Annotated in this window: 19 protein-coding genes; 12 read left to right on the top strand and 7 right to left on the bottom strand. The window is 51.2% G+C overall.

Annotated features, from left to right (window positions below):
• The first annotated feature begins 8 nt into the window (after positions 1 to 8).
• From proP to JK216_RS09965, 8 genes are all read left to right on the top strand, one after another.
• Entirely contained in the window at positions 9 to 1484 is a 1476-nt protein-coding gene (gene proP, locus JK216_RS10000) for a glycine betaine/L-proline transporter ProP (protein ID WP_212708695.1), read from the top strand.
• A 437-nt stretch (positions 1485 to 1921) separates the two neighbouring features.
• Entirely contained in the window at positions 1922 to 2509 is a 588-nt protein-coding gene (locus JK216_RS09995; RefSeq protein WP_212708694.1) for a common pilus major fimbrillin subunit EcpA, read from the top strand.
• 31 nt (positions 2510 to 2540) lie between these two features.
• Positions 2541 to 3212 (top strand): hypothetical protein, encoded by a 672-nt coding sequence (locus tag JK216_RS09990; protein WP_249213095.1) that lies wholly within the window; start codon positions 2541 to 2543, stop codon positions 3210 to 3212.
• A gap of 18 nt (positions 3213 to 3230) precedes the next feature.
• The gene (locus JK216_RS09985) at positions 3231 to 5738 is read left to right on the top strand and encodes a TcfC E-set like domain-containing protein (protein ID WP_212711609.1); all 2508 of its coding nucleotides are present in this window, start codon (positions 3231 to 3233) and stop codon (positions 5736 to 5738) included.
• Positions 5725 to 7389: a hypothetical protein gene (locus JK216_RS09980; RefSeq protein WP_212708691.1), complete on the top strand. Its 1665-nt coding sequence runs from the start codon at positions 5725 to 5727 to the stop codon at positions 7387 to 7389. Before JK216_RS09985 ends, JK216_RS09980 begins: the two co-directional genes overlap by 14 nt.
• Entirely contained in the window at positions 7358 to 8056 is a 699-nt protein-coding gene (locus JK216_RS09975) for a fimbria/pilus periplasmic chaperone (RefSeq protein WP_212708690.1), read from the top strand. The genes JK216_RS09980 and JK216_RS09975 overlap by 32 nt, the downstream gene beginning before the upstream one ends.
• A 751-nt stretch (positions 8057 to 8807) precedes the next feature.
• A complete protein-coding gene (locus JK216_RS09970) occupies positions 8808 to 9677 on the top strand; it encodes a helix-turn-helix domain-containing protein (RefSeq protein ID WP_212711610.1) in 870 nt (289 codons plus the stop codon).
• A 91-nt stretch (positions 9678 to 9768) separates the two neighbouring features.
• On the top strand, positions 9769 to 10086 hold the full coding sequence (locus JK216_RS09965; RefSeq protein WP_212711611.1) for a hypothetical protein: 318 nt from the start codon (positions 9769 to 9771) through the stop codon (positions 10084 to 10086).
• A 74-nt stretch (positions 10087 to 10160) separates the two neighbouring features.
• On the opposite strand, the gene JK216_RS09960 is transcribed toward JK216_RS09965, so the two are convergent.
• Entirely contained in the window at positions 10161 to 11270 is a 1110-nt protein-coding gene (locus JK216_RS09960; protein WP_212708687.1) for an SDR family oxidoreductase, read from the bottom strand.
• 1287 nt (positions 11271 to 12557) lie between these two features.
• A complete protein-coding gene (locus JK216_RS09955; RefSeq protein ID WP_212711612.1) occupies positions 12558 to 13745 on the bottom strand; it encodes an NAD(P)/FAD-dependent oxidoreductase in 1188 nt (395 codons plus the stop codon).
• 234 nt (positions 13746 to 13979) lie between these two features.
• Between JK216_RS09955 and pitA the strand changes: the two genes are divergently transcribed.
• Entirely contained in the window at positions 13980 to 15467 is a 1488-nt protein-coding gene (gene pitA, locus JK216_RS09950) for an inorganic phosphate transporter PitA (protein ID WP_212708685.1), read from the top strand.
• A gap of 70 nt (positions 15468 to 15537) precedes the next feature.
• Here the strand turns inward: pitA and uspB are convergent, their stop codons facing one another.
• Positions 15538 to 15873 carry a universal stress protein UspB gene (gene uspB, locus JK216_RS09945; protein WP_212708704.1) on the bottom strand — a complete coding sequence of 112 codons (336 nt, stop codon included), beginning with the start codon at positions 15871 to 15873 and terminating at the stop codon, positions 15538 to 15540.
• A gap of 322 nt (positions 15874 to 16195) precedes the next feature.
• On the opposite strand from uspB, the gene uspA reads away from it, so the two are divergent.
• Positions 16196 to 16627 (top strand): universal stress protein UspA, encoded by a 432-nt coding sequence (gene uspA, locus JK216_RS09940; protein ID WP_212708684.1) that lies wholly within the window; start codon positions 16196 to 16198, stop codon positions 16625 to 16627.
• A gap of 111 nt (positions 16628 to 16738) precedes the next feature.
• Here uspA and rsmJ read toward each other — a convergent pair whose 3' ends face one another.
• Both rsmJ and prlC read right to left on the bottom strand, forming a co-directional pair.
• Entirely contained in the window at positions 16739 to 17497 is a 759-nt protein-coding gene (gene rsmJ / locus JK216_RS09935) for a 16S rRNA (guanine(1516)-N(2))-methyltransferase RsmJ (RefSeq protein ID WP_343876748.1), read from the bottom strand.
• Positions 17498 to 17504: 7 nt separating this feature from the next.
• Positions 17505 to 19547, bottom strand: a complete 2043-nt coding sequence (gene prlC, locus JK216_RS09930; RefSeq protein ID WP_212711613.1) for an oligopeptidase A — start codon at positions 19545 to 19547, stop codon at positions 17505 to 17507.
• Between the two features lie 317 nt (positions 19548 to 19864).
• Between prlC and JK216_RS09925 the strand changes: the two genes are divergently transcribed.
• Positions 19865 to 20707, top strand: a complete 843-nt coding sequence (locus JK216_RS09925) for a 23S rRNA (adenine(2030)-N(6))-methyltransferase RlmJ (protein ID WP_212708681.1) — start codon at positions 19865 to 19867, stop codon at positions 20705 to 20707.
• Positions 20708 to 20715: 8 nt separating this feature from the next.
• On the opposite strand, the gene rnz is transcribed toward JK216_RS09925, so the two are convergent.
• Entirely contained in the window at positions 20716 to 21624 is a 909-nt protein-coding gene (gene rnz, locus JK216_RS09920) for a ribonuclease Z (RefSeq protein WP_212711614.1), read from the bottom strand.
• Between the two features lie 197 nt (positions 21625 to 21821).
• Between rnz and gorA the strand changes: the two genes are divergently transcribed.
• Entirely contained in the window at positions 21822 to 23174 is a 1353-nt protein-coding gene (gorA, locus tag JK216_RS09915) for a glutathione-disulfide reductase (protein ID WP_212711615.1), read from the top strand.
• Positions 23175 to 23480: 306 nt separating this feature from the next.
• Here gorA and JK216_RS09910 read toward each other — a convergent pair whose 3' ends face one another.
• Positions 23481 to 24812 carry an aspartate aminotransferase family protein gene (locus JK216_RS09910; RefSeq protein WP_212708678.1) on the bottom strand — a complete coding sequence of 444 codons (1332 nt, stop codon included), beginning with the start codon at positions 24810 to 24812 and terminating at the stop codon, positions 23481 to 23483.
• Positions 24813 to 24946 lie beyond the last annotated feature (134 nt).

Below are 24946 nucleotides of genomic sequence, written 5' to 3'. Positions count from 1 at the left end.
GAGGACTTATGACAAGCACCAGTCACGCTAGCGAAAAACAGAAAAAACATTTCTGGAACAAAAAACAAAAAGAGCTGACCGTTGATGATATTACTATCGTCGATAACGATATGCTGAAACGGGCGGTGGGCGCGGCCGCTTTAGGGAATGCCATGGAATGGTTCGATTTTGGTGTCTTCAGTTATCTGGCCGTGACCATCGGTAAAGTGTTCTTTGCCGATGCCAGTGCAACGGCACAGTTAATTGCCACGTTCGGGACTTTCGCCGCCGCTTTCCTGGTCCGGCCGCTGGGTGGTCTGTTTTTCGGACCACTGGGTGACCGCTATGGACGACAAAAGATCCTCGCCATTACGATGATAATGATGGCGGTGGGTACTTTCTGTATCGGTCTGATCCCTTCCTATAGCAGTATCGGTATTATGGCACCGATCCTGCTGCTGGCCGCACGTCTGCTGCAGGGGTTCTCTACCGGGGGGGAATACGGCGGTGCCGCAACCTTTATCGCGGAATATTCGACCGATAATCGCCGCGGGTTTATGGGCAGTTTTCTGGAGTTCGGGACCCTCGGTGGCTATTTGCTGGGCGCCGGACTGGTCACCGCCCTCACTTCTGTGATGCCTGCCCGGGCAATGCTCGACTGGGGCTGGAGAATTCCGTTCTTTATTGCCGCCCCGCTGGGACTGTTCGGCTTATATGTACGTCTGAAACTGGAAGAAACCCCGGCATTCCAGCAGCATATGGAAAAACAGGAGGCCCTGGAACACAGTAAACCCCGCCTGAATTTATGGCAGATGCTGACCAAATACCGTGCCCAGATGCTGAAATGTATCGGCCTGGTATTACTGTTTAATGTCTCCAACTATATGCTGACATCCTATATGCCAAGTTACCTGACCGGTATCCTCGGCCTGAGTGAACTGAGCAGCCTGTTACTGGTGATGGTGGTCATGTTTGTCATGATGCCGCTGACACTGTTCTGGGGCCACCGTACGGACAGTGTCGGACGTCGTCCGGTGATTGCCGGAGGAGCGATTGGCCTGATCGTGCTGTCGGTTCCCTGCCTGATGCTGATTGGTTCAGGAAATATGTGGGGAGTCTTTGCCGGACTGATTATTCTGGGTGTGGTACATACCTGCTTCAGCGGGACCATGCCCGCGACCCTGCCGGCACTGTTTACCACCGATATTCGTTACAGCGCACTGGCCATCGGTTTTAATGTTTCCGTATCTCTGTTCGGCGGAACTACCCCGCTACTGACCGCATGGCTGGTAGATAAGACCCATAACCTGATGGTTCCGGCCTATTACCTGATGGCTGCCGGCGTTATTGGCCTGATTACGGTGTTCACGTTACGTGAAACTGCCCGTAAACCACTGCGTGGTTCAACCCCGGCGGTCGCCAGTAAAGCGGAAGCCATGCTGCTGATAAAAAAACTGCAGCGCCGGAATAAGAAAAAATCCGAAACACAGACTCCGGCACAGTAAGCCGTTTGTCTTATTCACGCCGGGCTAAGCCCGGCGTTTTTTTTATCCTCTGCTTATTAAGCCGTCACCGGGTGTAGGTTGCCTGTCGACGAAAAGCTTAATGAATAAAATAACCACGCTAATTTGTTATAAATAACCATATCCGGATGAAATAGCAAAAATATAATTGCTACGCTTCCGTCCAGACAAAAACTGCCCTCATAAATAATAATAAATAAAATATAAAATAAATAAAAACCATGCCAATTAAATTTAATTCACTATTTATAGTGATAACCGGATGCTATAGTCCGATCATTAGCCATACCAGTGACAGGCTGATTATTTATCTTATTAAGATAAATAATTATTTCTTTTATGGAAGAAAGATATACAGCCGGATTGCACAGCAATAGATCGTTTATCACCCAAAGAACATCGACTATCAGGGATGTGATATGAAACGTATAATACTTAGCGGGATATTAGTGACGGCGGTAGTTATTCCCGTCATTTCTCTGGCTGCAGAGTCCACCGCCAACGCGGTTGCCACCTGGTCTGCGACGGCCAGAAAAGACACCACCAGTAAACTGGTGGTGACTCCTCTGGGATCACTGACTTTTCAGTATGCAGAAGGCCTGAAAGGCTTTAATACCCAGAAGGGATTATTTGATATCACCATTTACGGTGACAGCACCTCAACAGCGTTCCGGCTGACCTCACGGGTATTAAGCGATACTCTTATCCGTGCAGATAATTCAGGGTCCACATTACAGGTCGGGGTTACTTACCACGGCCAGCCGGTAACAAAAACCAGCGATACCGTGATGACCGATACGGCCAGGGGTATTTCAGGGGGCAACCTGAGTGCTTTATCCGGCAGCTTTAATCTGAATAACCGTACTATGTCCCAGGACCAGTTCACTTTTTCTATTATCGGTGCAACCACCGATGGCAGTACTGCCGTGACCGATTACAGTGCATTGCCGGAAGGGATTTGGAGCGGAGATATCAGTGTGCAATTTAATGCTGTCTGGACCAGCTGATTTATCCTGACCCGGTATATAAGGAGCGGTGATGAAATACCTTATTTTATTCTGCGGATTATTTTCTGTGATATTTTCACGCAGCTACGCATTAGATGTCGGCGATATTACGTCCTTTATTTACAGTGATCAAAATACCATGGGTAAAGAAATTGCTAACCCTACCGATAATGGCCGTTTAATCACTCTGCGAATAAAAAAACTATCATCACCGCTGGCGGACGGAAAAATCATTACGACCGGAAATAGCCGCCGGGAAGTATTAATGACCCCCGCCAGCCTTTTACTGCCGGCTCACAGTAAAGAAATCGTCCGCTTCTATTACCAGGGACCGGCAGATAATCAGGAACGTTATTACCGGATAGACTGGCGGGACCAGTCCCTGAGCCGTATACCGGCCGAAAATACCGCCCGCGAAGCGATCGCCACCTCTTCGGCACAAATAGGTACCCTGCTGGTGGTCGCACCACGTCAGGTCCGCTACGCCTGGCAGTACCGTAACAGCACTCTGTTCAATACCGGCAACGCAACACTGCGGGTCGTTGCCTATGGCCCCTGTCGCAGTGCCACCGACGGCAAGGAATGCCGGGAAAATTACTATCTGCTGCCGGGCAAAAACCGTGCATTCAGTCGTGTCAATGTGGCCATCAGACAAGGCCATATTGGTCTGTGGCAGGCCGCTACTTTTGTGGCTGTCAAATAAACTGCCGGTAAAACAGAGATGCCCCGACTGCTGGCAGCACTGCGGTTTCCGGTATGGTTACGGTTACTGTACCCGGCCGGGCTGATACTGGTGCTACTGCCCTCACTCTGTATGGCAGATCAGGCCCTTCCACAGGTCGCAGGTATTCTTATTCCGCGAGCCTTTGCGCGGGCATTACAGGAAGGTATGAATATTCCGTTATCTCTTCATCTGCAGGGAGCCTCCGGCCGCGGGGATGACCAGAAGATAGGATTTGCTGCTGTCCGTTTACAGGGACAGCAGATAATTGTACGTTTTGTACAGCTCGAAGAACCGCAAGGCAATGCCGGCGCCAGCCAGTCCGTGCGCCAGCAACTGACCACCCTGAAAGATACCCCCTTTAACCCGCAGTTACAGCTCAGGCTCTCAGCAGATGCCAGCCTGAATCTCGATCTGCAGCAGTTGATTCTGCAACTGGTGGTCAGCCGTACCGCGCTGGGCACATTACTGCGCCAGAGAAGCGAGGATATCGGAGCTTCCGGCGTCAACCGACTCAGCAGCAGCCTGAAGTACAACTTGGGGATGTACCATAATCAGGTCAGACGCGGACAAAACAGCGGTTCCGGATATCTGTCATTTAATAATGCCACCGCCCTCGGCGAACATCATATGCTACTCGAGGGATCAATGTATGGCATGGCAAACGGTAGTCGTACTACTTCCCTGTATAAAGCCCTGTATGAACGGGATTTCTCCGGCTACCGTTTTGCCGCCGGAATGCTCGACAGCTGGAACCTGCAGTCTATCGGCCCGGTGACCGCCCTGTCTGCCGGTAAAATCTATGGCCTGTCATGGGGTAACCAGGCCCGCTCCACCGTCTTTGATAATACCCAGTCGGTAACCCCGGTAATCGTTTTTCTGCCTGCGGCCGGGGAGGTCTATATTTCCCGCCAGGGCCGGTTGATTAGCGTACAAAACTTTTCCATGGGCAATCATGAGATTGATACCCGCCAGTTCCCCTACGGGTTGTACGATGTTGAAATTATCGTGCAGGTCAACGGAAAGCAGGTCAGCAAACATACCGAACGGGTAAATAAGTTATTCAGCCGTGATACTGTTCCGGGCCAGCCACTGGCCTGGCAACTGTGGGGCGGAGCGCTGCGGGCTGATCGCCGGCCGGTGAATACCCGGCGATCCTCCGCCGAAAAACAGCGCTGGCTGATCGGATCATCAGGATCAGGATCGCTGAATCTTTTAAGCTGGGCGGCCACCGGTTACAGCTACGATAATAACCTGATCGGCGAAAGCCGCGTTTCGCTGCCGGTCACCGGCAGCCTGGCAATTAATCATCAGCTGATGCTGGCCAATGATCAGTCCCGAAGTTCCCTGAGCAGCATGAGTGCCTCCCTGCCGGGAGGCTTCAGCTCAGTATGGCTAAACCATGAAATTACCCGTATTGGCTCTCGCCTGCAGCGGAGCGATGCCCATAACAGCGCCATTGGCAGTAGCCTGAATATGAGTATGTTACCCCTTCCTGCCGGTACGCTCAGTGCCAGTTACAACAGTGACCGGCTGAATAACAGCCGTTATTACACCGCAGATTATTACCAGACCATTTTCAGCGGCACTCAGGGAACCCTGGGTGTCCGGCTGGGTCTGCAGCGTTACAATAACGGTGACAGCCCTGGCGGCAGTAATAAATATATTGCCATCGATTTTTCACTGCAGTTTGGCCAGCTGTTCAGCCTCGGCCTGACACACCAGCGGGGATATACCCTGGCAAATCTGGAAGCCCGCCAGCAATTTGACAGCGGTTTTTTCCGTTCCGTTGGCGCCAATATGGCCACCGTGATTTCCGGTGATCCGCGTGGCGATAACCGGCTGAGCGGCGGGGCTTATACCCGTTTTGACAGCCGCTATTCCGGCGGTACTCTGGCGGTTAACAGTAGTGCAGAAGGTAATATTAACTCCAGCCTGACAGCCTATGGCAGCCTTGGCTGGCAGGGACGCCATCTGGCAGCCAGCAGTAATAACGACGATACTGCCGGTATCATTGTCCATACCGAACTGCAGGACAATTCACAACTCAGTGCCAGCATTAACGGCAGAGCCTATGACCTGCAGGACGGGGCAAATTATTTACCCCTGCCCGCCTATGGTCGTTACGATATCGAAATCCGTAATAATAGTCAGTCGGCCGATAGCTACAAAATTACCCGCAACCGCAAACAGAGCCTGACGTTATATCCTGGCAATGTCGCCGTTATTGAGCCACAAACAGAATTACGGATCACAGTGTTTGGCCGCCTGTACCGACAGGATGGGCAACCACTGGCCAATAGCCTGTTACGCAGCGGAACACAGCGCAGCTTTACCGATTCCCGCGGCGAATTTTCTATGGATATCGATAAAAAAAATCCCCTGATTCGCCTTGATACCGCCAGCCCTCCCTGCCAGTTCGTCCCTGACCTGCAGGGTGCCCGTGGTGCCGTATGGATTGGTGATATTACCTGCCGCAGTAAGGAGTCTGCCAATGAATCACCCTGATGATTATCTGAGACGGGTTGTGATAAACCGGATGCTGGCAACAGTTCTGCTGCTGTACAGCATAAACAGTTATCCGGTATTACAAAAAAATACCTGGCCGGATCAGCCGCCGATGAAGTTCGTGTTTGTCGAGAACAGTATCAACAATACCTATTTTGTGACCCCCGGCGGGGCGATTGATCCCCGGCTGACCGGCAGTAATCACTGGACCAGTAATAAATATACGGGGTCAGGGGTCATTAAACAGCAAAGCCTCGGTTATATGGATAATGGCCGTAATACCCTGCTGCGCGGCGGCCGCTATTTTGATATGTGGCTGGAAAATATCCCTTTTTCTCACCCGCTGACCGGCTTACGCTGCATTAACTGGTATAAAGGCTGTGACATCACCTCAGGGATGATCCCGCCACAGGCCACTGATGCTGCCGGATTTTATGGTGTCGTGGTTCCGCCCGGCGGCAGTAAGTGGATGCACGGTCTGCTGTCAGACAGTGTGTATCAGTATTTACAGCAAATGCCTATCGGCGGTCAGTTAACCCTGCAGGTAAATACCTGCGAAACGACCATCCCTTACAATGCTGCGGCAGGAGAACGCTGCACTGGCCAGGCCTCCGGTAGCTGGTATCAGACCAGAGTTACTCAGATAAAGGCCGCCCATATCCGTTTTATTCACTCAAGTGCGTTATCTGAAGTTTTCATCACCAGCGAGGGCGTCCCGGTACCGGGCACCGGCCAGAGTGACTGTAAATTACAGTCAGTCGGCGGCGATGACGGTCTCAGTTGTAAGATGGCAACCTATCGCCTGCAGACCTCCGGGCTGTCAAATTCGTCAATCCATATTTTCCCTGCAGTTACTCAGCCGGCACTGGCCGCGGCCCTGAAAGCAAATGATCTGCGTTTCAGCCTTAATGGCCGTAGCTGGCAGGCCATCAGAGGGACGGCAAATTACTATACCTTTGATCAAATGAAGAGCGCTGATGCGATATATATCTTCTTCAGTAATCGTTTTTTTAAAAAACTGGTCAGCCTGGGACTGAGTGACAACGATTCACGTAAATTAATCAGTTTCTATCTGCTGAATACACGGACCCCGGAGTCCGGCTGGTATGAGTTTCCGGCGTTAACGACTTTGCAGATCAAGCCGGCTGATCTCAGTGTCAGTATTACCGCCGATGATTATTCAGCCAGGCCGGAAAAAACAGGACAGGCAGGGGCGGGCCAGCCAGCGCTGGAGTTTGGTTATATTATCACTGCCAGCGGCAAAACAGCCGCCGATAAAGTCACTGTCAAGGTGACCGGCCCGCAGGTGACCCTGGCAGGTAACAGCTATTGCCTGTTCAGTTCTGCCGACGGCACCCTGCAAGTGCCTTTCCCTGGCTGGCTGAGTATGACTTCGCGTAATGGCTCACCACTGCGTTTAGCCGCAGGCTGTGATGGTAAGTGGTATGACATTACCGATGCTCTGTGGCAGCAACGACCGTGGAATGACGGCTACGGTAATCAGGGCATGATCAATGTGACCCGGCTGATTTTTTCTCTGCAGATGGACGATCCCCGTTCGCTGCGCACCCTTAACCAGCAACACTGGTATGGCGATGTCAGTGCCTCCGGAGAAATTCATGTTAAAGCGACATGGAAAAACTTACCTTAAACGGCTGCTGATCCTGATAACAGGCTTCATCCTGTTACTGCCGGTCCGCGTCGCCGGCATAGAATCAGGAAATCTGACCCTGGCTCTCCCGGCTGAACGTAATTTTATTGCCCGACAGGTGCGGAATAATAACCGCAGTGCCCGTATCTATCAGGTAACGCTGTATCCTGTCCGCCGGCCGGCCGAGCATGAGCAGCGTCTGCCTGCGACTGACGGGCAATTGCTGTTTTCACCAAAAACCATGATCCTGCAGCCAGCAGAGAGTGACAATTTTAAGTTCTATTATCGCGGCCCTGCAGATACGAAAGAACGTTACTATCGTATTTCCATTGAAGAGATAGCAACCCGTGACCTGTCGGTTCCCTACCGCGGTGGCGGCCAGATCAGTATGCAACCGGCAGTGGTTCTTGACACATTGCTTATTGTCCGTCCGCGAAAAATACATTTCAGCTATCAGTGGCAGCCGGATAATGGCAGGCTCATCAATAATGGAAATACTTATTTTAAGCTTATTATCAGACCCCGCTGTCAGAGCAAAGAGCAACAGGAACTTGCCTGGTATCTGCTGCCCGGAGAACAACTGCAAAACAAGCAGCTGGCCGGGGCTGCCAGCAGTTATCTTATCTATGATCAGCGCTTTATTACCTTAAACCAGCGCTGTCACTGAAACAACCGGCAAAAGGCTGCAACTAATAATAGCCGGGCTTGCAGGTTTTTATTTATAAAATCGCCCGATAACAGTCACCCGAAATCATGTAATATAGATGGCTGTTGTCAGAAAAATTACGGGAAAAAAATGAACGGCACTGTCTTTAGCTTTATTTTCAGTACAATTTTCTTTGCAGTTTGCTGGGGTCTGATTATGTGGTTCCGCCAATGGAAAAAGGCCGGTGTCAGAGTACCGCGGGCAATCAGTCTGTCTCTTTTTTCGGGGGTGCTGTACGCAGTACTACAGTCGCTGGTACAAAATATGTTGTGAAGTATGGCCGGCTGAGTGGTCGCGGGGCCGAGGCCTCCGGCCCTGGCCGATAACAGTACCAGAGGGAAACAGCGGCCGTAATGTGGCAGGACGGTATAATGGCAGCAAAAAAGTGATTAATGATGCGAAAACTACTTATTTTTATCTCTGCTAACACGGTCCGCAGGAAGAATATTATTCGTTAACGCTTCCCGTGTGGAGATTATTTTCTTGTCAGGAACGACTGAGATTTGTAAGTTATCTGACAGAGTATCGTTATAGCCGCCTGGTGTTATTCCGTCTTTATCGGTTTTATTCTTAAAATAACTTTATGACTGACCAATAATCCGCAGATATTTATCTCTCTGCACACAAATTTATATAAATTTCAATATTTTTATATTATGGCTATTAGTACAGATTACCGCTAATATTATTCCGGTAATTAAAGGAGCCACCGATGAATAGCTTTACACAGGATCTTGTCGACTGGATTGAGAAGCATCTGGAAGGCAAACTGACCATTGACGATGTTGCGGCAAAAGCCGGTTACAGTAAGTGGCATCTGCAACGTATGTTCAGAGAAGATACCGGATTTCAGCTGGCTTCTTATATCCGTTACCGGAAACTGCATAAAGCGGCGTTGATCCTGAAAATGACCGCCATGCCGGCGGTAGAAATCAGTGATTTACTGGGGTTCAGTTCACAGCAAACCTTTACCCGGGCTTTTACCCGCCATTTCGGTATTGCTCCGGGCAAATACCGTGCCACCCATGACTGGCATTTCCGCGGGATGGTTGGGAAAGCAACCCACGACCTGCTGCCAGTACCTGAGCCGGAAATAGTGACACAGGGGCCTGAATTTATCCACGGAACCGGCCTGAGCTATTACTGTGATCATAATGAACTTGAAGATATTGATTACCACTGCCGACAGCGGTTGCAAATTATTCAGCAGGTGCTGAGTATGCAAAAAGGGTTGCTGCACAGTTGTGTGGCCGAAGATTTCGAACCCGACCCGCGCAGCGGGAAAATCCGGTTCACCCTGACCTTTAAGCAGAGCCTGCAGGACCATGAGCTCAGGCAGGACCGGGCTGGCAGCTTTCTGCGTTTCCGTTTTTCCGGCACACAGCAGCAGTTCGTCGATATGCAGGCCAGTATCTATCAGAATGTGATGCCCTTCCGCCCGGAAGCACGCCGTGCCGGGCAGGATGTCTTTATCAGCCAGCAAAACTGCCCGCCAGATCAGCCGTTACCGGACACCTTTTCCGGCTGCTATTACATCCCGGTTTCTGCTGTCATTCCTCCGGCAGGGGAAAATTACCGGTAATTCAGGGTAGCGCTGTCGCTGTCTGCCGGGCTAAGATGCCGGCCCTGAGTTGTTTCTGACCACAGAAAAAACAGATCATCCGGAGAATGCGGTGAAAAAGCTATCGACCATGATTTTCGGCTACCTGACCCTCGGTGCAGCATTTTCGGCCGCGGCCCAATGGCCGCCGGAAACCGGCGCCAAAGTGCCGGGCAATGCCCTTGAGTATCCGACCCGTTTATCCGCAGTAAATGATTCACTGGAACATATGCTGAACCAGGGGGCTGCGGTCATTACTACCTCACCGGGTACTGACGGCCCGATGGTAACAATAAAGAAAGGTAAACATTATATTATCTGTGTACTGAAAGGGGCGGGGACAGGTGCTGATCAGAACGTGGCGACATCAAAATGCTATCAAATGAACTGATACTGTGCTGAGATTCACGAAGATTGGCAGGGACCGGCGCAATGCCCGGCCTGCCAGGTCACCATATTCAGCAATTATTTAAAATCAACTTCCATTAATTCAGCAATCGTTGACCCGCGGGTGGATAAATAGCACCGGTCCAGATAGTCAGTGAATTTTTTCGGCGGAGACATACCAAGATCAATAATTTTTGAATTATCAAATACCACATTCAGCTCAGAAAAATGCCCGTACAGATTCATCGCCCGCAATACAATTCGTTCATTACAGGGACCAAATAGCGAAGCGAATGTTTTTCGGCTGGCTGAAAGTTCCTTATAGGTGGCTTTACGGTAACGCTCAGCGACAGCCTCTTCGCCTGATGCCCTTGCCATCGCCTGATCGATTTCGGCAAAACTGACACTGTTCGAAGACCCGGCCGAAATATGGAAAATAGAGTCATTCAGGTTGTCTGCCAGCAGTAACATCACCAGCGCTTCGGCACAGTAATCGACAGAAATAACATCAATACGATCGCTGAGGTTACACGGGAAACGTCCCAGCATCAGAGCCATACGGAATACCCAGAAAATACTGGAAGAAGGTGTACACCCATATTCAGAGTGGCCAACCACGATGGATGGCCGGGCAATGATCAGCGGTAAATCAGGCAGTGTCTCAGCCATCATTTTTTCAATGGTGGCTTTGCTCCACGTATATTCGACAATATGCTGGTCACGTTCAGTATCGAGTTTATTTTCCGTTACCACCATATTGGGTTCAGGGGCACAGGACATGGCCGTACCAACGTGTAAGAATCGTTTCAGCCCTGCGACCTCACTCATGCGTTTGGCAAACTGTAACGTCCCTTCGACATTGACCTTCCAGATATAAGGGTTTTTACCAAATGATGCCACCGCGGCACAGTTCATCACATGGGTCACCGTGTCCAGCCGCGGATCATCGGCAAACTCCTGCGGAGAGGCTAAGTCACCCGGTAAAATATTGGCCGTGGTCAGGGTATTCAGTACTGACTCTCCCAGAGAAAACCTGGCTAAGTTTTCTTTAATTCTGACCAGTCCCTGTTCCGCGGATGCTGCTCTGACCAGTAACAGTAGCTGGCTTTTCTCTTTCTGTTTTAAAAGGTCAGCGACAACAGCGCCCCCCAGGAAGCCGGTCGCACCGGTAACTAAAATATGATTCATAATATTTAATTATTTATACACTCTGTAACATTTTAAGATCACCTGACAGACAGCACCCTCAGGCAGGAATAGTGGCAACGATATCGTCGGAAAATTGAAAAGCCGGGGTATTCTGGTGCCCCTTATATTAAATATTCTTTAAATAACAAAGAATAATAATTTCAGATTGCTTCTGGTAAAGGAATGACCGATAACACTCTCCTGCGCGGATTTTCAGATAACACAATGACGTTTAATGGTGCTTTTTCCGCAGCCCCTTTCCGTTCAATAATACTTTTCCTCAGCATTATTATTCAGTCAGTGATAATCGCTATTTTAACTTTTCATTTAACTAAGAACCCGAAAAAAAATCAATGCATTTATTATTTGTTTATATTTCTGTAAAAACAGAGATTCATAAGTTCATTAAAAAGTATAGCCTGAATCACTCGCGGTTTAACAAATGTTTATATTTTTCAGTCGAAACTGATATTTTAATTTAAAATAAATAAGTCTGTTATTGATTAATTTATTATTAAAGCCGCATTAAAACACTTTCAGATTATGAAATTAAATATAACACTATGTTTTAAATGGTTAATTTTTAAATTTTTTTATAAAAAAATCACAACTAAACAGCAAAAATAGTAAATCATTTAACAGGTAATAAGGCAATAACAGACACTTGACACTCAGACAGTCTCAGAAAGGCTGACAGATGATGTTATGACTGAAAAACCGCTTACATCCGTCAGCCGATAAACAACGCAGGTTTCTGACAGTCACTGTTCAGAAAAATGATAAGGGTTTCTTATTGTCGAATAAAAGCAGATGCAGAGATTTACAGGCTGTGCGATTCCGTATAATACCTTTAACAACCGGCTTTAGCTGCTGGTCATCCGCAGCACGGTGACTCAGCGCCTTGCGTATTTATCGAAACAATCCGGCAGATATTTTCTGTCTGTGTCGGGTCAGCAGCCCCGGGGGGATAAGAGACGCTGATTATAAAAAACAGCTTAATATCAATATATTATATATTATCTTCCCGGTAATAACAGAGTCTGCAGCGTATCCGTTTCAGAACCAGTGTTTTCCTGTACTGACCGGCAGTGAAACCGGAATAATCACCGGTAATATCGTCAGCCAGTCAGAAATTTATCAGGACAGGTAGTCACCTCTGCAACGCTGAAACTTCCGCGCTGCGGATTTGGGGTTTATCTGCCTTGTGGTGTCCGGCAGCCAGTCCGCAGAGTACAGCCGGCTTCCCTGCGGGGATAATCTACGGCCACAGGCAGAGGACAGAGAAAATTACAACGCGTCTGCACAGGCAGCAGCCGAACTCCAGGCCCATTGAAAATTATAGCCGCCCAGCCAGCCGGTAACATCCACAACTTCACCAATAAAATACAACCCCGGCACATCACGGGCTTCCATGGTGCGTGAAGAAAGCTGGTCAGTATCAACCCCACCCAGTGTGACTTCAGCGGTACGGTAACCTTCAGTGCCGTTTGGTTGTATTGTCCAGCAGGTCAGCTGTTGTACCAGCAGCTGTTGCTGTTTCTGATTCAGTTGCTTCAGGGTAATATCCGGTACTGTCTGCAGCTGTTGCAGTATCTCCGTCAGACGTTTTGGTAAAATTTTTGCCAGGCAGTTTTTCAGGCTGAGATTGGGGTGCGCTGTCCGCTGCGTGTCCAGAAATTCCGGCAGACTGATATCCGGCAATAAATTGATGGTCAGGGATTCACCGGGTTGCCAGTAACTGGAAATCTGCAACATAGAGGGGCCGGACAGTCCGCGATGAGTAAACAGCATCGCCTCTTTAAATAATTGTCCCTGTGCTGCACTCACCGTGACCGGCAGAGCGACCCCGGACAACGTCCGGAGTTGCTCCAGTAAAGGTTTATGCAACGTAAAAGGGACCAGTGCAGCACGGGTCGGAAATACCCGCAGCCCGAACTGCGCGGCCACTTTATAACCATACGGGGTCGCGCCCAGCCCGGGCATAGACAGTCCGCCAGAAGCGATAACAAGTTTGCGAGCACTTACTTCAGATTCGTTCACCTGCAGCAGGTAGTCACCCGTTTCCGTACGTGCAGTACTCAGAATGTCGCTGCGCAGCCGCAGAGTGACATTACCTGCCTGACATTCCGTCAGCAGTAAGTCGACAATCTGCTGTGCTGAGTCATCACAAAACAGCTGGCCGAGGGTTTTTTCATGCCAGGCAATACCATGACGCCCCACCAGCTCAATAAAATCCCACTGTGTGTAGCGAGCAAGTGCTGACTTACAAAAGTGCGGATTATGTGAAAGGTAGGCGGCAGGTTCAGTGTACAGATTGGTAAAGTTACAGCGCCCGCCGCCGGACATCAGGATTTTACGGCCCGCTTTTTTGCCGTTATCCAGCACCAGCACTTTCAGGCCGCGCTGTCCGGCCTGAGCCGCGCAAAACAGCCCGGCAGCCCCTGCGCCCACAACGATTACGTCAAACTTTTCCATACTTCCCCCGCCGAAAAACGGCTGATTGTAGAGATATGCGTGACCCGACTCCAGAATGAAAATTTCTCAGCCGGCGGGATACAACATAACTTGATAATTTTTAAGTGATTTTAAAACAAAATATTCCGCCACCGGCCACTGCCATGTAAAAAAAAGGAGATTTCTCTTTCCTGAATGGACCTCTGTCGCTGATAATGCGCGGGGTTCATGTCCTCAAAAAATGGCGTAACGTTTATGCTTCATCTTTTTGCTGGTATCGATTTAAGTACTGGCCTACTACTGATAGTTGCTCTGCTGTTTGTTTTGTTTTACGAAGCAATCAACGGATTCCATGATACCGCTAATGCAGTGGCGACGGTAATTTATACCCGTGCCATGCGTGCGCAGCTGGCTGTTGCAATGGCGGGGATCTTTAACTTTCTGGGAGTTCTGTTGGGAGGACTGAGCGTAGCCTATGCTATCGTTCATATGCTGCCGACGGATCTGCTGCTGAATGTCGGTTCAGCCCATGGCTTAGCTATGGTCTTTTCCATGTTGCTGGCAGCAATTATCTGGAACCTCGGCACCTGGTATTTTGGTCTGCCGGCCTCCAGTTCCCATACATTGATCGGCGCAATTATCGGCATTGCGCTGACAAATGCACTGGTCACCGACAGTTCACTGATTGATGCACTGAATATCCCGAAAGTCATTAATATCTTTATGTCGCTGATACTGTCACCGATCGTCGGGATGGTACTGGCAGGGGTATTGATTTTTCTGCTGCGGAAATACTGGAGCGGGACGCGTAAGCGCTCACGGATCCATATGACGCCAGCCGAACGTGAAAAGATTGATGGCAAGAAAAAGCCGCCTTTCTGGACACGGATTGCATTAATTGTCTCAGCAGTGGGTGTCAGTTACTCACACGGTGCGAATGACGGACAGAAAGGCATTGGTCTGATTATGCTGGTCCTGATTGGCGTGGCACCGGCCGGATTTGTCGTCAACATGAATGCATCCGGATACGATATTACCCGTACCCGTGACGCGGTTGATCATCTGCAACAGTATTACCAGCAGAACAGTCAGTCACTGCAGTCGATTATTGCGCCGTCGGTAACGCCGGTTGTGATCAGCACGCCGGTGGAAGAGTTCCATTGCAGTAATGAACGGGCACTGGAAGCTGTTGCCCATGCCCGTGCAATGCTGACAAACCTCAGCAGTTATGACCAGCTGACGGTCGAAAACCGTGCCCAGATGCGACGTTTGCTGCTGTGTATTTCGGATACCGCGGATAAAGTGGCCAAACTGCCGCAAACCAGCAGTCAGGATCGCCGTTTCCTTGATGATTTACGCCATGACCTGCTCGGAACCATCGAGTATGCACCGGTCTGGATTATCGTTGCGGTTGCGCTGGCCTTGTCACTGGGCACCATGGTTGGCTGGCGTCGCGTCGCTACCACTATTGGTGAAAAAATCGGCAAGAAAGGCATGACATACGCACAGGGGATGGCGGCGCAGGTGACGGCGGCTACCTCTATCGGTATTGCCAGTTATACGGGTATGCCTGTATCGACCACCCATATACTGTCATCATCCGTTGCCGGGACGATGCTGGTCGATGGTGGCGGCCTGCAAAGCAAAACCATCAAGAATATTGTGATGGCATGGGTCCTGACTCTGCCGGTCTCTATTCTGTTATCGGCGGGCCTTTACTGGATTGCGCTGCATATTATTTAATCAGCCACGTAAAGTTATCGCGACTAAAAGCTGCCTCTGCCGGGGCAGCTTTTTTTTCCCCTGGCCGCCGCTAATGCCAGATAATCAGCCCTGCCAGGCTGATCACTATAAGGGCACACAGGCTACTGGTCAGAATAAACTGCCGGCGCAGCCGTTCACAACGCCGGATAAATTCCTCATCATGGTGATCCAGGTAACGTTTTTCATAGATATAGCGTACCAGTCGCATCTGCTTCGAGGGCTGGCCATGTGCGGTAAAAAAACCGCCACCGTCCACAAACTGATACAGTAACGGATCACAGCCACGCATCACCACCAGCAAGGTACGTAATGAAGAAACATACCTCAGCATATTAATGACACAGACAATACAGAGCCCGATAAAAAGTGCCGTTGTGTTTATCATCATTCCCCTCTGCCTGTCCCCTTGTCACACCGCTATATCATACAGCTGGCCACAGCCGTGATGACTATTGATTAGTACAGATAATATTTTTCCGTCCGGTAAGTGAATATTCATTATAACCCGGGAGGAAAAAAGCACGCTGCTTTGACCCGTTTCATCGCTGGCGTACTGCCAGACAGGCGATAATCATTCTATACTCACTTCTGCCGCCCTATGGTAGGATAAATTCACAGCACACAGTAGAAAATCGCCATAGTGGTCAGCAACCTGTCGTTGATATGCCTTTGCTGATCCCTACCTTTTTCGTATTAAGGAGTCTGTCATGTCTTATAAACATATTCTGGTCGCCGTTGATCTTTCCCCGGAAAGTCAGCTGCTGGTTGAAAAAGCGGTCTCACTCGCCAGCCCTTACAATGCTAAAGTGTCATTAATTCATGTCGACGTTAATTACTCTGATCTTTATACCGGTCTGATTGACGTTAATCTGGGAGATATGCAGAAACGTATTTCCGAAGAGACTCAGTCAGCACTGACTCACCTGTCAACCAGCGCCGGTTATCCCATCAGTCAGACCCTGAGTGGCAGCGGCGATTTGGCACAGGTACTGATTGATGCGATCCATAAATATCATGCTGACCTGGTGATCTGTGGTCACCATCAGGATTTCTGGAGCAAACTGATGTCCTCGGCCCGCCAGTTAATCAATACCGTACATATCGATATGCTGATTGTGCCGATGAAAGACGAAGAATAACCGGTAACAGTCACAGGCCCTGATAAGGGTGTTCTCTGTCAGACGACAGTGACCGGAGAGTAAGTAATTACTCACTCTCCGGTCAGCAAATTGCCGGCTGGCCGGAAACCGTTACTCTGCCGGGGCCAGTGACGGATAGATATCAAACCGATGACTTTTGGTAACTACCGCCGAAGAGGTTGCAACCCCGTCGAGAGGTTCAGCATAGTCAGGGCGCTTCACTACAATACGTTTTTTGGCCAGTAACCGGGCCGGAGACAGTAACCCGTCAGCGTCTTCATCTGCCCCGACCAGAGACTGAAACACCCGCATTTCTTTCTTTACCATGGCACTTTTCTGCCGGTGCGGATACATCGGGTCCAGATAGACCACATCCGGGCGCGGGGTGATGTCGGCCAGGGCCTGATGACTGGTGGCATGGATCAGGGTCAGCCGCTGCCGCAGCCAGGGACCGATTTCCGCATCACGGTAACCGCGTTGTAAACCATCGTCCAGCAACGCCGCCACAACCGGATGACGTTCCAGCATTCTGACACGGCAGCCGGCAGACGCCAGTACAAAAGCATCACGTCCCAGTCCTGCAGTCGCGTCCACCACCTCCGGCAGATAGTTGCCTTTAATCCCGACGGCTTTGGCTACCGCCTCACCACGTCCGCCGCCAAATTTACGCCGGTGGGCCATGGCGCCGGATACAAAGTCGACATAAATGCCGCCCAGCTTTGGCTCATCACGTTTACGTAATTCCAGGTGTGACGCCGTCATCACCAGCGCCATCGGCGCCTGCTGATCATGGGTCAGTTGCCAGCGTTCAGCTAAAACAGATAAGGCGCCGTCTCCGGCGCCCGTTTCATCAATCAGACAAATATTCACCCGCGGGTTATCCCTTAATCCCGTAGTGTTCCAGCATCGCATCCAGCTGTGGTTCACGGCCACGGAAACGACTGAACAGCACCATCGGTTCTTCGGAACCGCCACGGCTCAGAATGTTGTCGAGGAAAGACTGTCCGGTCTCACGGTTAAAAATACCTTCCTCTTCAAACCGCGAGTAGGCATCAGCAGCCAGCACATCCGCCCACAGATAGCTGTAGTAACCCGCGGCGTAGCCCCCGGCAAAGATATGGCTGAAGGCATGCGGGAAACGCCCCCATGAGGGTGACGGTACTACCGCAACCTGTTTTTTCACTTCCTGCAAGGTTTCCAGCAGACGGGCCCCTTTGGCCGGGTCATATTCCGCATGTAACCGGAAATCAAACAGCCCGAACTCCAGCTGACGCAGGATAAACATGGCTGCATTATAGTTTTTCGCCGCCAGCATTTTCTCCAGCAGCGCTTCCGGCAGCGGTTCACCGGTTTCATAATGGCCGGAAATAAATGCCAGCGCTTCCGGTTCCCAGCACCAGTTTTCCATAAACTGGCTTGGCAGCTCTACGGCATCCCAGGGAACCCCGTTAATACCGGAAACCCCGGCGGTGTCGATTTCGGTCAGCATATGATGCAGGCCGTGACCAAATTCATGGAATAAAGTGATCACTTCATCATGGGTAAACAGTGCCGGTTTACCCTTCAGCGGACGGTTAAAGTTGCAGGTCAGGTAAGCGACCGGTTTCTGTAAGGTGCCATCGGCTTTACGCATCCGGCCAGCACAGTCATCCATCCACGCCCCGCCCCGTTTATGCTCCCGGGCATACAGATCCAGATAGAAGCTGCCCCGCAGTTCACCGCGTTCATCGTACAGTTCAAAGAAGCGGACATCCGGATGCCAGACATCAACATCCTTACGTTCTCTGGCGGTAATACCGTAAATACGTTTTACCACTTCAAACAGGCCACTGACGGCTCTGTCTTCAGGGAAATAAGGGCGCAGTTGTTCGTCGCTGATGGTGTACAGGTACTGTTTCTGTTTCTCAGCATAGAAGGTGATATCCCAGGCTTCCGGGTTCTCCACGTTATAGTGCTGTCGGGCAAATTCCCGTAACCGGGCCAGCTCTTTTTCACCCTGCGGGCGGGCACGTGTCGCCAGGTCTGACAGGAAATCCAGTACATGGCGGGGAGAGGTTGCCATTTTCGTTGCCAGTGATTTTTCGGCAAAAGAGCCAAAGCCCAGTAACTGAGCCAGCTCATGACGCAGGGCCAGTTCTTCTTCGATCAGCGGGCCATTATCCCATTGACCGGCATTCGGTCCCTGGTCAGAAGCGCGGGTGCTGTAGGCACGATACATTTCTTCACGCAGGGCCCGGTTTTCGCAGTAGGTCATTACCGGCAGATAGCTCGGAATGTCCAGAGTCAGTAACCAGCCCTGTTGCTCTCTGGCTTCGGCCTGCGCTTTCGCCGCCGCCAGTGCACTTTCCGGCATCCCGGCCAGTTCGGCTTCATCGGTGATCAGCTTACTCCAGCCCATGGTTGCGTCCAGCACATTGTTACTGTAAGCCGCACCAATTTCTGACAAGCGGGAAGCGATTTCGCCATAGCGTTGCTGCTTCTCTTCCGGCAGACCGATACCGGATAACTCGAAATCACGCAGTGCATTATCGACAGCTTTTTTCTGCGCAGTACTCAGGGTTTCATAACTGTCGCCTTCCTTCAGGCTGACATACGCCTGATACAGCCCTTTATGCTGCCCTGCCCAGGTGCCATATTCCGATAATAAGGGCAGAACCTGCTCATAGGCCTGACGGAGTTCAGGGCTGTTTTTCACTGAGTTCAGGTGACTGACCGGCGAGAACAGGCGGCTCAGCCGATCATCGCTCTCTGCCAGCGGCTCACATAATGTTTCCCAGCGATAAGGGCCGCCCTGTGCCACGACTTTTTCGACCGTGGCACGGCATTGCTGTAAAGCTTCAGTAACGGCCGGCACCACATGTTCAGGCTTAATCAACGAAAACGGGGGCAGTGTGAACGGAGTCAGTAACGGGTTAGTCATAACACAATCCTGTTGATGTTAGGGGGCGCTCAGCATGCGCGATAGGATCAGGATGGGGGCGGACCGACAGAAAATCAATGTCCTGCCGCCAGGCAGATCACGGAATTTTATCTGCAGACGCCCTGAGCGCCCGGCCGGCCAGCGGTGACCGCCGGATAAATAACCGCCCTGACTACTGTGCGTCAGCCAATACTGCTATACTCGCCGCCCGGCCGCATGACGCTGCCGGACAGGCTGAAATTTGTCTCTACCGTGAGGGTGTGACGATAGCCGGGTTTACATCTCACAGAACAAAAAATCCCACTAAGGTTAATAACATGCTGAGCTATCGTCATAGTTTCCATGCAGGTAATCATGCGGATGTTTTAAAACATACCGTACAGAGCCTGATCATTCAGTCACTGCAGGAAAAAGAGAAACCTTTCCTCTACCTGGACACCCATGCCGGTGCCGGACGTTATCTGCTGAACAGCGAACATGCTGAACGCACCGGCGAATATCTGGAAGGGATTGCCCGTATCTGGCAGCATCCGGAAGCTCCGCAGCAACTGGCCCCTTATCTGGCCGCGGTCAGTGCACTGAATCCGTCAGGTCGCCTGAAATATTATCCCGGCTCGCCACTGATTGCCCGTCATATGCTGCGCGGGCAGGATACGCTGCAACTGACCGAGCTGCACCCGTCAGACTTTCCGTTGTTGCGTAATGAGTTTCTTAAAGATGAACGTGCGCGGGTGTCCCGTGCCGACGGCTATCAACAGCTGAAATCAAAACTGCCCCCTCCTTCCCGTCGCGGGCTGGTGCTGATTGACCCGCCTTACGAGCTCAAAACCGATTATCAGGCCGTGGTGGCCGGTATTCAGGAAGGCTATAAGCGTTTTGCGACCGGGGTTTACGCTTTATGGTATCCGGTGGTATTACGTCAGCAAATCAAACGGATGCTGAACGACTTACAGGCGACCGGCATTAAACGGATTTTACAAATTGAACTGGCCGTGCGTCCGGACAGTGACCAGCGCGGCATGACCGCATCAGGCATGATTGTGATTAACCCGCCCTGGAAACTGGCATCCGATATGGAAGCGGTTTTACCCTGGCTGCACAAGCAACTGGTGCCCTCAGGCACCGGACACACCCTGGTTAACTGGGTCGTTCCTGAATAACCCTCGTTTTAAATCTCAAAAACCGCAAAATCATATGCCAGTTCGGTCGCCGGAAAGACCGACTGGCATTCTGCCAGTAAACGTGGCATATCCCCGGTACCGTAACGTGAGCTGAAATGGGTTGCGATCAGCCGTTTAGCGCCGGCATCCCTTGCGGTACAGGCTGCCTGAACCGTCGTCGAGTGGCCACGGCTATTGGCTTTTTCTGCCATCGCCGCCTCCAGTGTGGTTTCATGTACCATCACATCCACGTTTTCTGCCAGTAACCGGCCAGCGGCTGACGGGGCAGTGTCACCAAAAATAGCCACTGATTTGCCTTTAATCGCCGGCCCCAGATAGTCACGCCCCGCCACATGCCGTCCGTCCGGCAGAGTAATAGTCGCGCCCTGCTTCAGTTGCTGAAACCAGGGACCGGAAGGGATGCCTTCGGCTTTCAGCCGCGCGGCATCCAGGTAACCGGGTTTATCATATTGTTCAATACGATAGCCAAAGCAAGGCACCACATGGCTGAGGGGAAAGGCGGTCACCCGGTACCCGCCGTCATCGAAAATAACACCTTCATCAATTTCGATAATCTCCAGCGGGAAACTGACCCATGAGCCACTGAGTGACAGGGCATTATCGATAAATGCCCTGATACCGGCCGGACCATAGACAGTCAGCGGCTGGCTGATACTGCTCATGGAGCGGCTGGTCAGCAGGCCGGGCAAACCAAAAATATGGTCGCCGTGCAAATGTGTAATAAAAATCTTTTCCAGCTTGCCGGGTTTTAACGCACTGCGCATATATTGGTGCTGCGTGGCTTCACCACAGTCAAATAACCAGTCGCCTGCCGCTGGCAGCGTCAGCGCAATCGCGGTGACATTACGCTGCAGGCTGGGTGTGCCGGCACAGGTGCCCAGAAAGGTGAGGTACATGCTATGCTTCCGGATATTCAGTCAGAACCAGCCCGCATCCTATCACAACTATAGGTGCAAACTTTGCGGCATTTACCAGAGTCGCGTTACACTGGTAGCAATGAATACAGCACAGCAGAAACAGCCGCAGGCGCCCCGCAGTGGTCTGCATAACCGAATCACCCTCTGCGTAACCCGAAAACGGACGGACATTTTCAATGACTAAACATTATGACTATCTTGCCATTGGCGGCGGCAGCGGCGGCATCGCCTCAATCAATCGCGCGGCCATGTACGGTAAGAAGTGTGCCCTGATTGAAGCCAAAGCACTGGGCGGTACCTGTGTTAACGTCGGTTGTGTACCGAAAAAAGTCATGTGGCACGCTGCACAGATTTCTGAAGCCATTCGTTTATATGGCCCTGATTATGGGTTTGATACCACCATTAATCATTTTGACTGGGCAACGCTGGTCAAAAGCCGTACCGCCTATATCGACCGCATCCATACCTCTTACGATAACGTGCTGGGAAAAAATAACGTCGATGTGATTAAAGGCTTTGCCCGTTTTGTTGATGCACATACGGTCGAGGTGAACGGCGAACAGATTACGGCTGACCATATTCTGATTGCCACCGGCGGACGCCCGGCGCATCCGGATATTCCCGGCGCTGAGTGGGGTATTGATTCCGACGGCTTCTTTGAGCTGGATACATTACCGAAGCGTGTTGCTGTGGTCGGTGCCGGTTATATCGCGGTGGAAATTGCGGGGGTGGTCAACGGACTGGGGGCCGAAACGCATCTGTTTGTCCGTAAGCAGTCACCTTTGCGCCAGTTTGATCCGCTGCTGTCTGACACCCTGGTGGAAGTAATGAACGCCGAGGGACCGTCACTGCATACTCAGGCAGTGCCGAAACAAGTCGACAAAAACAGTGATGGCAGCCTGACCCTGACCCTGGAAAACGGCGAACAATATACGGTTGACTGTCTGATATGGGCGATTGGCCGTCAGCCTGCCACCGATAACCTGAATCTGCAGGCCAGCGGTGTGGCACTGAATGAGAAAGGCTGCATTGTGGTGGATAAATTCCAGAACACCAGTGTCAGTGGGATCTATGCGGTCGGTGATAATACAGGGGCCGTTGAACTGACGCCGGTCGCGGTTGCTGCCGGTCGCCGGTTATCCGAACGTTTGTTTAATAACAAACCGGCAGAACACCTGGATTACAGTAATATCCCGACAGTGGTCTTCAGCCATCCGCCTATCGGGACGGTCGGATTATCCGAACCGGAGGCACGCCAGCAGTACGGCGATGACGCGGTGAAAGTCTATACATCGTCATTTACCGCCATGTATACCGCCGTCACCCGCCATCGCCAGCCTTGCCGGATGAAACTGGTGTGTGTCGGTGCCGATGAAAAAATTGTCGGTATCCACGGTATTGGGTTTGGTGTCGATGAAATGCTGCAGGGCTTTGCCGTGGCACTGAAAATGGGTGCCACCAAAAAAGATTTCGACAACACTGTCGCTATCCACCCGACCGGTGCAGAAGAGTTTGTTACCATGCGCTAAAGTGGCCTGGCCGGACGATGGCTGTCCGGCCGCTACTCAATACTGAAGCCTGTTACCGGCTTTCAGTATTGACGCCACCTGCCGTTAGCCGGTTATATCACCCGGATATCCGCAGGGCGTACACCTGGTCGCAACAAAGCAATAAAACATCCTGTTTACCTGCCTGCCTGATAACAACCTTCGTCTGACGCTTTTTCGGGACGCCGGACCGGAACAATATCCCGAAATCCTTTTTACCGCGCTGGCCGGCGGACCGCCACACCTTGTCACTGGCCGAATTTTACAGCGTCGCTGCGGGTAAGTTCGCTAGTCAATCTGATGCAGTGCCTGACCCACCGCGTCAAACAGACGATCCAGCTCCGCTGGCCGGGTATTAAACATCGGCCCGAATTGCAGGGTATCCCCGCCAAAACGTACATAGAATCCGGCTTTCCATAGGGCTATTCCCGCGTCAAATGGCCGGATTACCGTATCGCCATCACGGGGTGCCAGCTGGATTGCACCGACCAGCCCGCAGTTACGGATATCAGTCACATTCGGACAGCCGCGCAACGCATGGAGTTTGGTTTCAAATACCGGAGCCAGCTCAGCCGACTGCCCCACCAGCTGCTCTCTTTCCAGTAATTGCAAGGTGGCAAGTCCGGCCGCACAGGCGACCGGATGCCCTGAATAAGTATAACCATGAGCAAACTCTGCCGCGTGTTCCGGTAATGCCTGCGACATATAGGTCTGATAGATTTCATGGCTGGCAACCACACCGCCCAGCGGAATTGCGCCATTAGTGATCTGTTTGGCAAAATTCAGGATATCCGGCGTCACACCAAAGAACTCAGCACCGGTCCAGCGTCCCATACGTCCAAAGCCAGTGATTACCTCATCAAAAATCAGCAGGATATTATGCTGGTCACAGATATCACGCAGCCGCTGCAGATAACCCTGTGGCGGAATAATCGCCCCGGCAGAGCCGGACAGCGGCTCAACAATCACTGCCGCAATATTCGACGCATCATGCAGTTCAATCAGCTTCAGCATTTCGTCAGCCAGTGCGACACCTCCGGTCGCCGCCATCCCCGGGGTAAACGCATGACCCGCCTGTAAGGTATGAGGTAAATGATCAGCATCCATCAGCTGACCGAACATCTTACGATTACCGCCGATCCCCCCGAGACTGCTACCGCCGACATTCACCCCATGGTAGCCCCTGGCCCGGCCGATAAATTTAGTTTTTGACGGCTGACCTTTAGCACGCCAGTATCCGCGGGCCATTTTGATCGCCGTATCGGCCGACTCCGATCCCGACCCGGTAAAAAAGACATGGTCCAGTGTACCGGGCATATGCTCTGCTATTTTCTCTGCCAGCCGGAATGATAAGGGATGGCCATATTGAAATGCCGGTGCATAGTCGAGAGAAGCGAGTTGTTTTGCCACTGCCTGCTGGATTTCACTGCGGCAATGGCCCGCACCACAGGTCCATAATCCGGACAGGCTGTCAAATAACTGACGCCCTTTATCGTCAGTCAGCCAGCGTCCGTTCGCTGAGACAATAAAACGCGGATCACGCTGAAAATGACGGTTAGCACTGAAGGGCATCCAGTGGGACTGCAAATTAAGACCGGAAGTTGCTATCGATTCAGACATAGTGGTTCCTCATAACAGGGATGAAGAACAGTGTGCAGCCAACCCGGCGTCAGGTTAAATGCATATTAGCGAACCTTTAGTTATCAAAATACTCATCTATATTAAAAACTTATCTCTTTGCCCCTGCAGGGAGA

The sequence above is a fragment of the Tatumella sp. JGM94 genome (genome assembly GCF_018257595.1).
GTDB classification, from domain to species: Bacteria; Pseudomonadota; Gammaproteobacteria; order Enterobacterales; family Enterobacteriaceae; genus Tatumella; species Tatumella punctata.
This window is presented reverse-complemented; position numbering and strand designations above follow the sequence as displayed.

Bases quoted from the DNA above. Each gene is read 5' to 3' on its own strand.
- rnz (WP_212711614.1), bottom strand. From the start codon at position 21,624: ATGTACCTCACCTTTCTGGGCACCTGTGCCGGCACACCCAGCCTGCAG.
- JK216_RS09980 (WP_212708691.1), top strand. From the start codon at position 5,725: ATGAATCACCCTGATGATTATCTGAGACGGGTTGTGATAAACCGGATG.
- JK216_RS09970 (WP_212711610.1), top strand. From the start codon at position 8,808: ATGAATAGCTTTACACAGGATCTTGTCGACTGGATTGAGAAGCATCTG.
- JK216_RS09975 (WP_212708690.1), top strand. From the start codon at position 7,358: ATGTTAAAGCGACATGGAAAAACTTACCTTAAACGGCTGCTGATCCTG.
- pitA (WP_212708685.1), top strand. From the start codon at position 13,980: ATGCTTCATCTTTTTGCTGGTATCGATTTAAGTACTGGCCTACTACTG.
- JK216_RS09925 (WP_212708681.1), top strand. From the start codon at position 19,865: ATGCTGAGCTATCGTCATAGTTTCCATGCAGGTAATCATGCGGATGTT.
- prlC (WP_212711613.1), bottom strand. From the start codon at position 19,547: ATGACTAACCCGTTACTGACTCCGTTCACACTGCCCCCGTTTTCGTTG.
- JK216_RS09985 (WP_212711609.1), top strand. From the start codon at position 3,231: ATGCCCCGACTGCTGGCAGCACTGCGGTTTCCGGTATGGTTACGGTTA.
- gorA (WP_212711615.1), top strand. From the start codon at position 21,822: ATGACTAAACATTATGACTATCTTGCCATTGGCGGCGGCAGCGGCGGC.
- JK216_RS09955 (WP_212711612.1), bottom strand. From the start codon at position 13,745: ATGGAAAAGTTTGACGTAATCGTTGTGGGCGCAGGGGCTGCCGGGCTG.
- JK216_RS09995 (WP_212708694.1), top strand. From the start codon at position 1,922: ATGAAACGTATAATACTTAGCGGGATATTAGTGACGGCGGTAGTTATT.
- JK216_RS09960 (WP_212708687.1), bottom strand. From the start codon at position 11,270: ATGAATCATATTTTAGTTACCGGTGCGACCGGCTTCCTGGGGGGCGCT.
- JK216_RS09910 (WP_212708678.1), bottom strand. From the start codon at position 24,812: ATGTCTGAATCGATAGCAACTTCCGGTCTTAATTTGCAGTCCCACTGG.
- uspA (WP_212708684.1), top strand. From the start codon at position 16,196: ATGTCTTATAAACATATTCTGGTCGCCGTTGATCTTTCCCCGGAAAGT.
- proP (WP_212708695.1), top strand. From the start codon at position 9: ATGACAAGCACCAGTCACGCTAGCGAAAAACAGAAAAAACATTTCTGG.
- uspB (WP_212708704.1), bottom strand. From the start codon at position 15,873: ATGATAAACACAACGGCACTTTTTATCGGGCTCTGTATTGTCTGTGTC.
- JK216_RS09990 (WP_249213095.1), top strand. From the start codon at position 2,541: ATGAAATACCTTATTTTATTCTGCGGATTATTTTCTGTGATATTTTCA.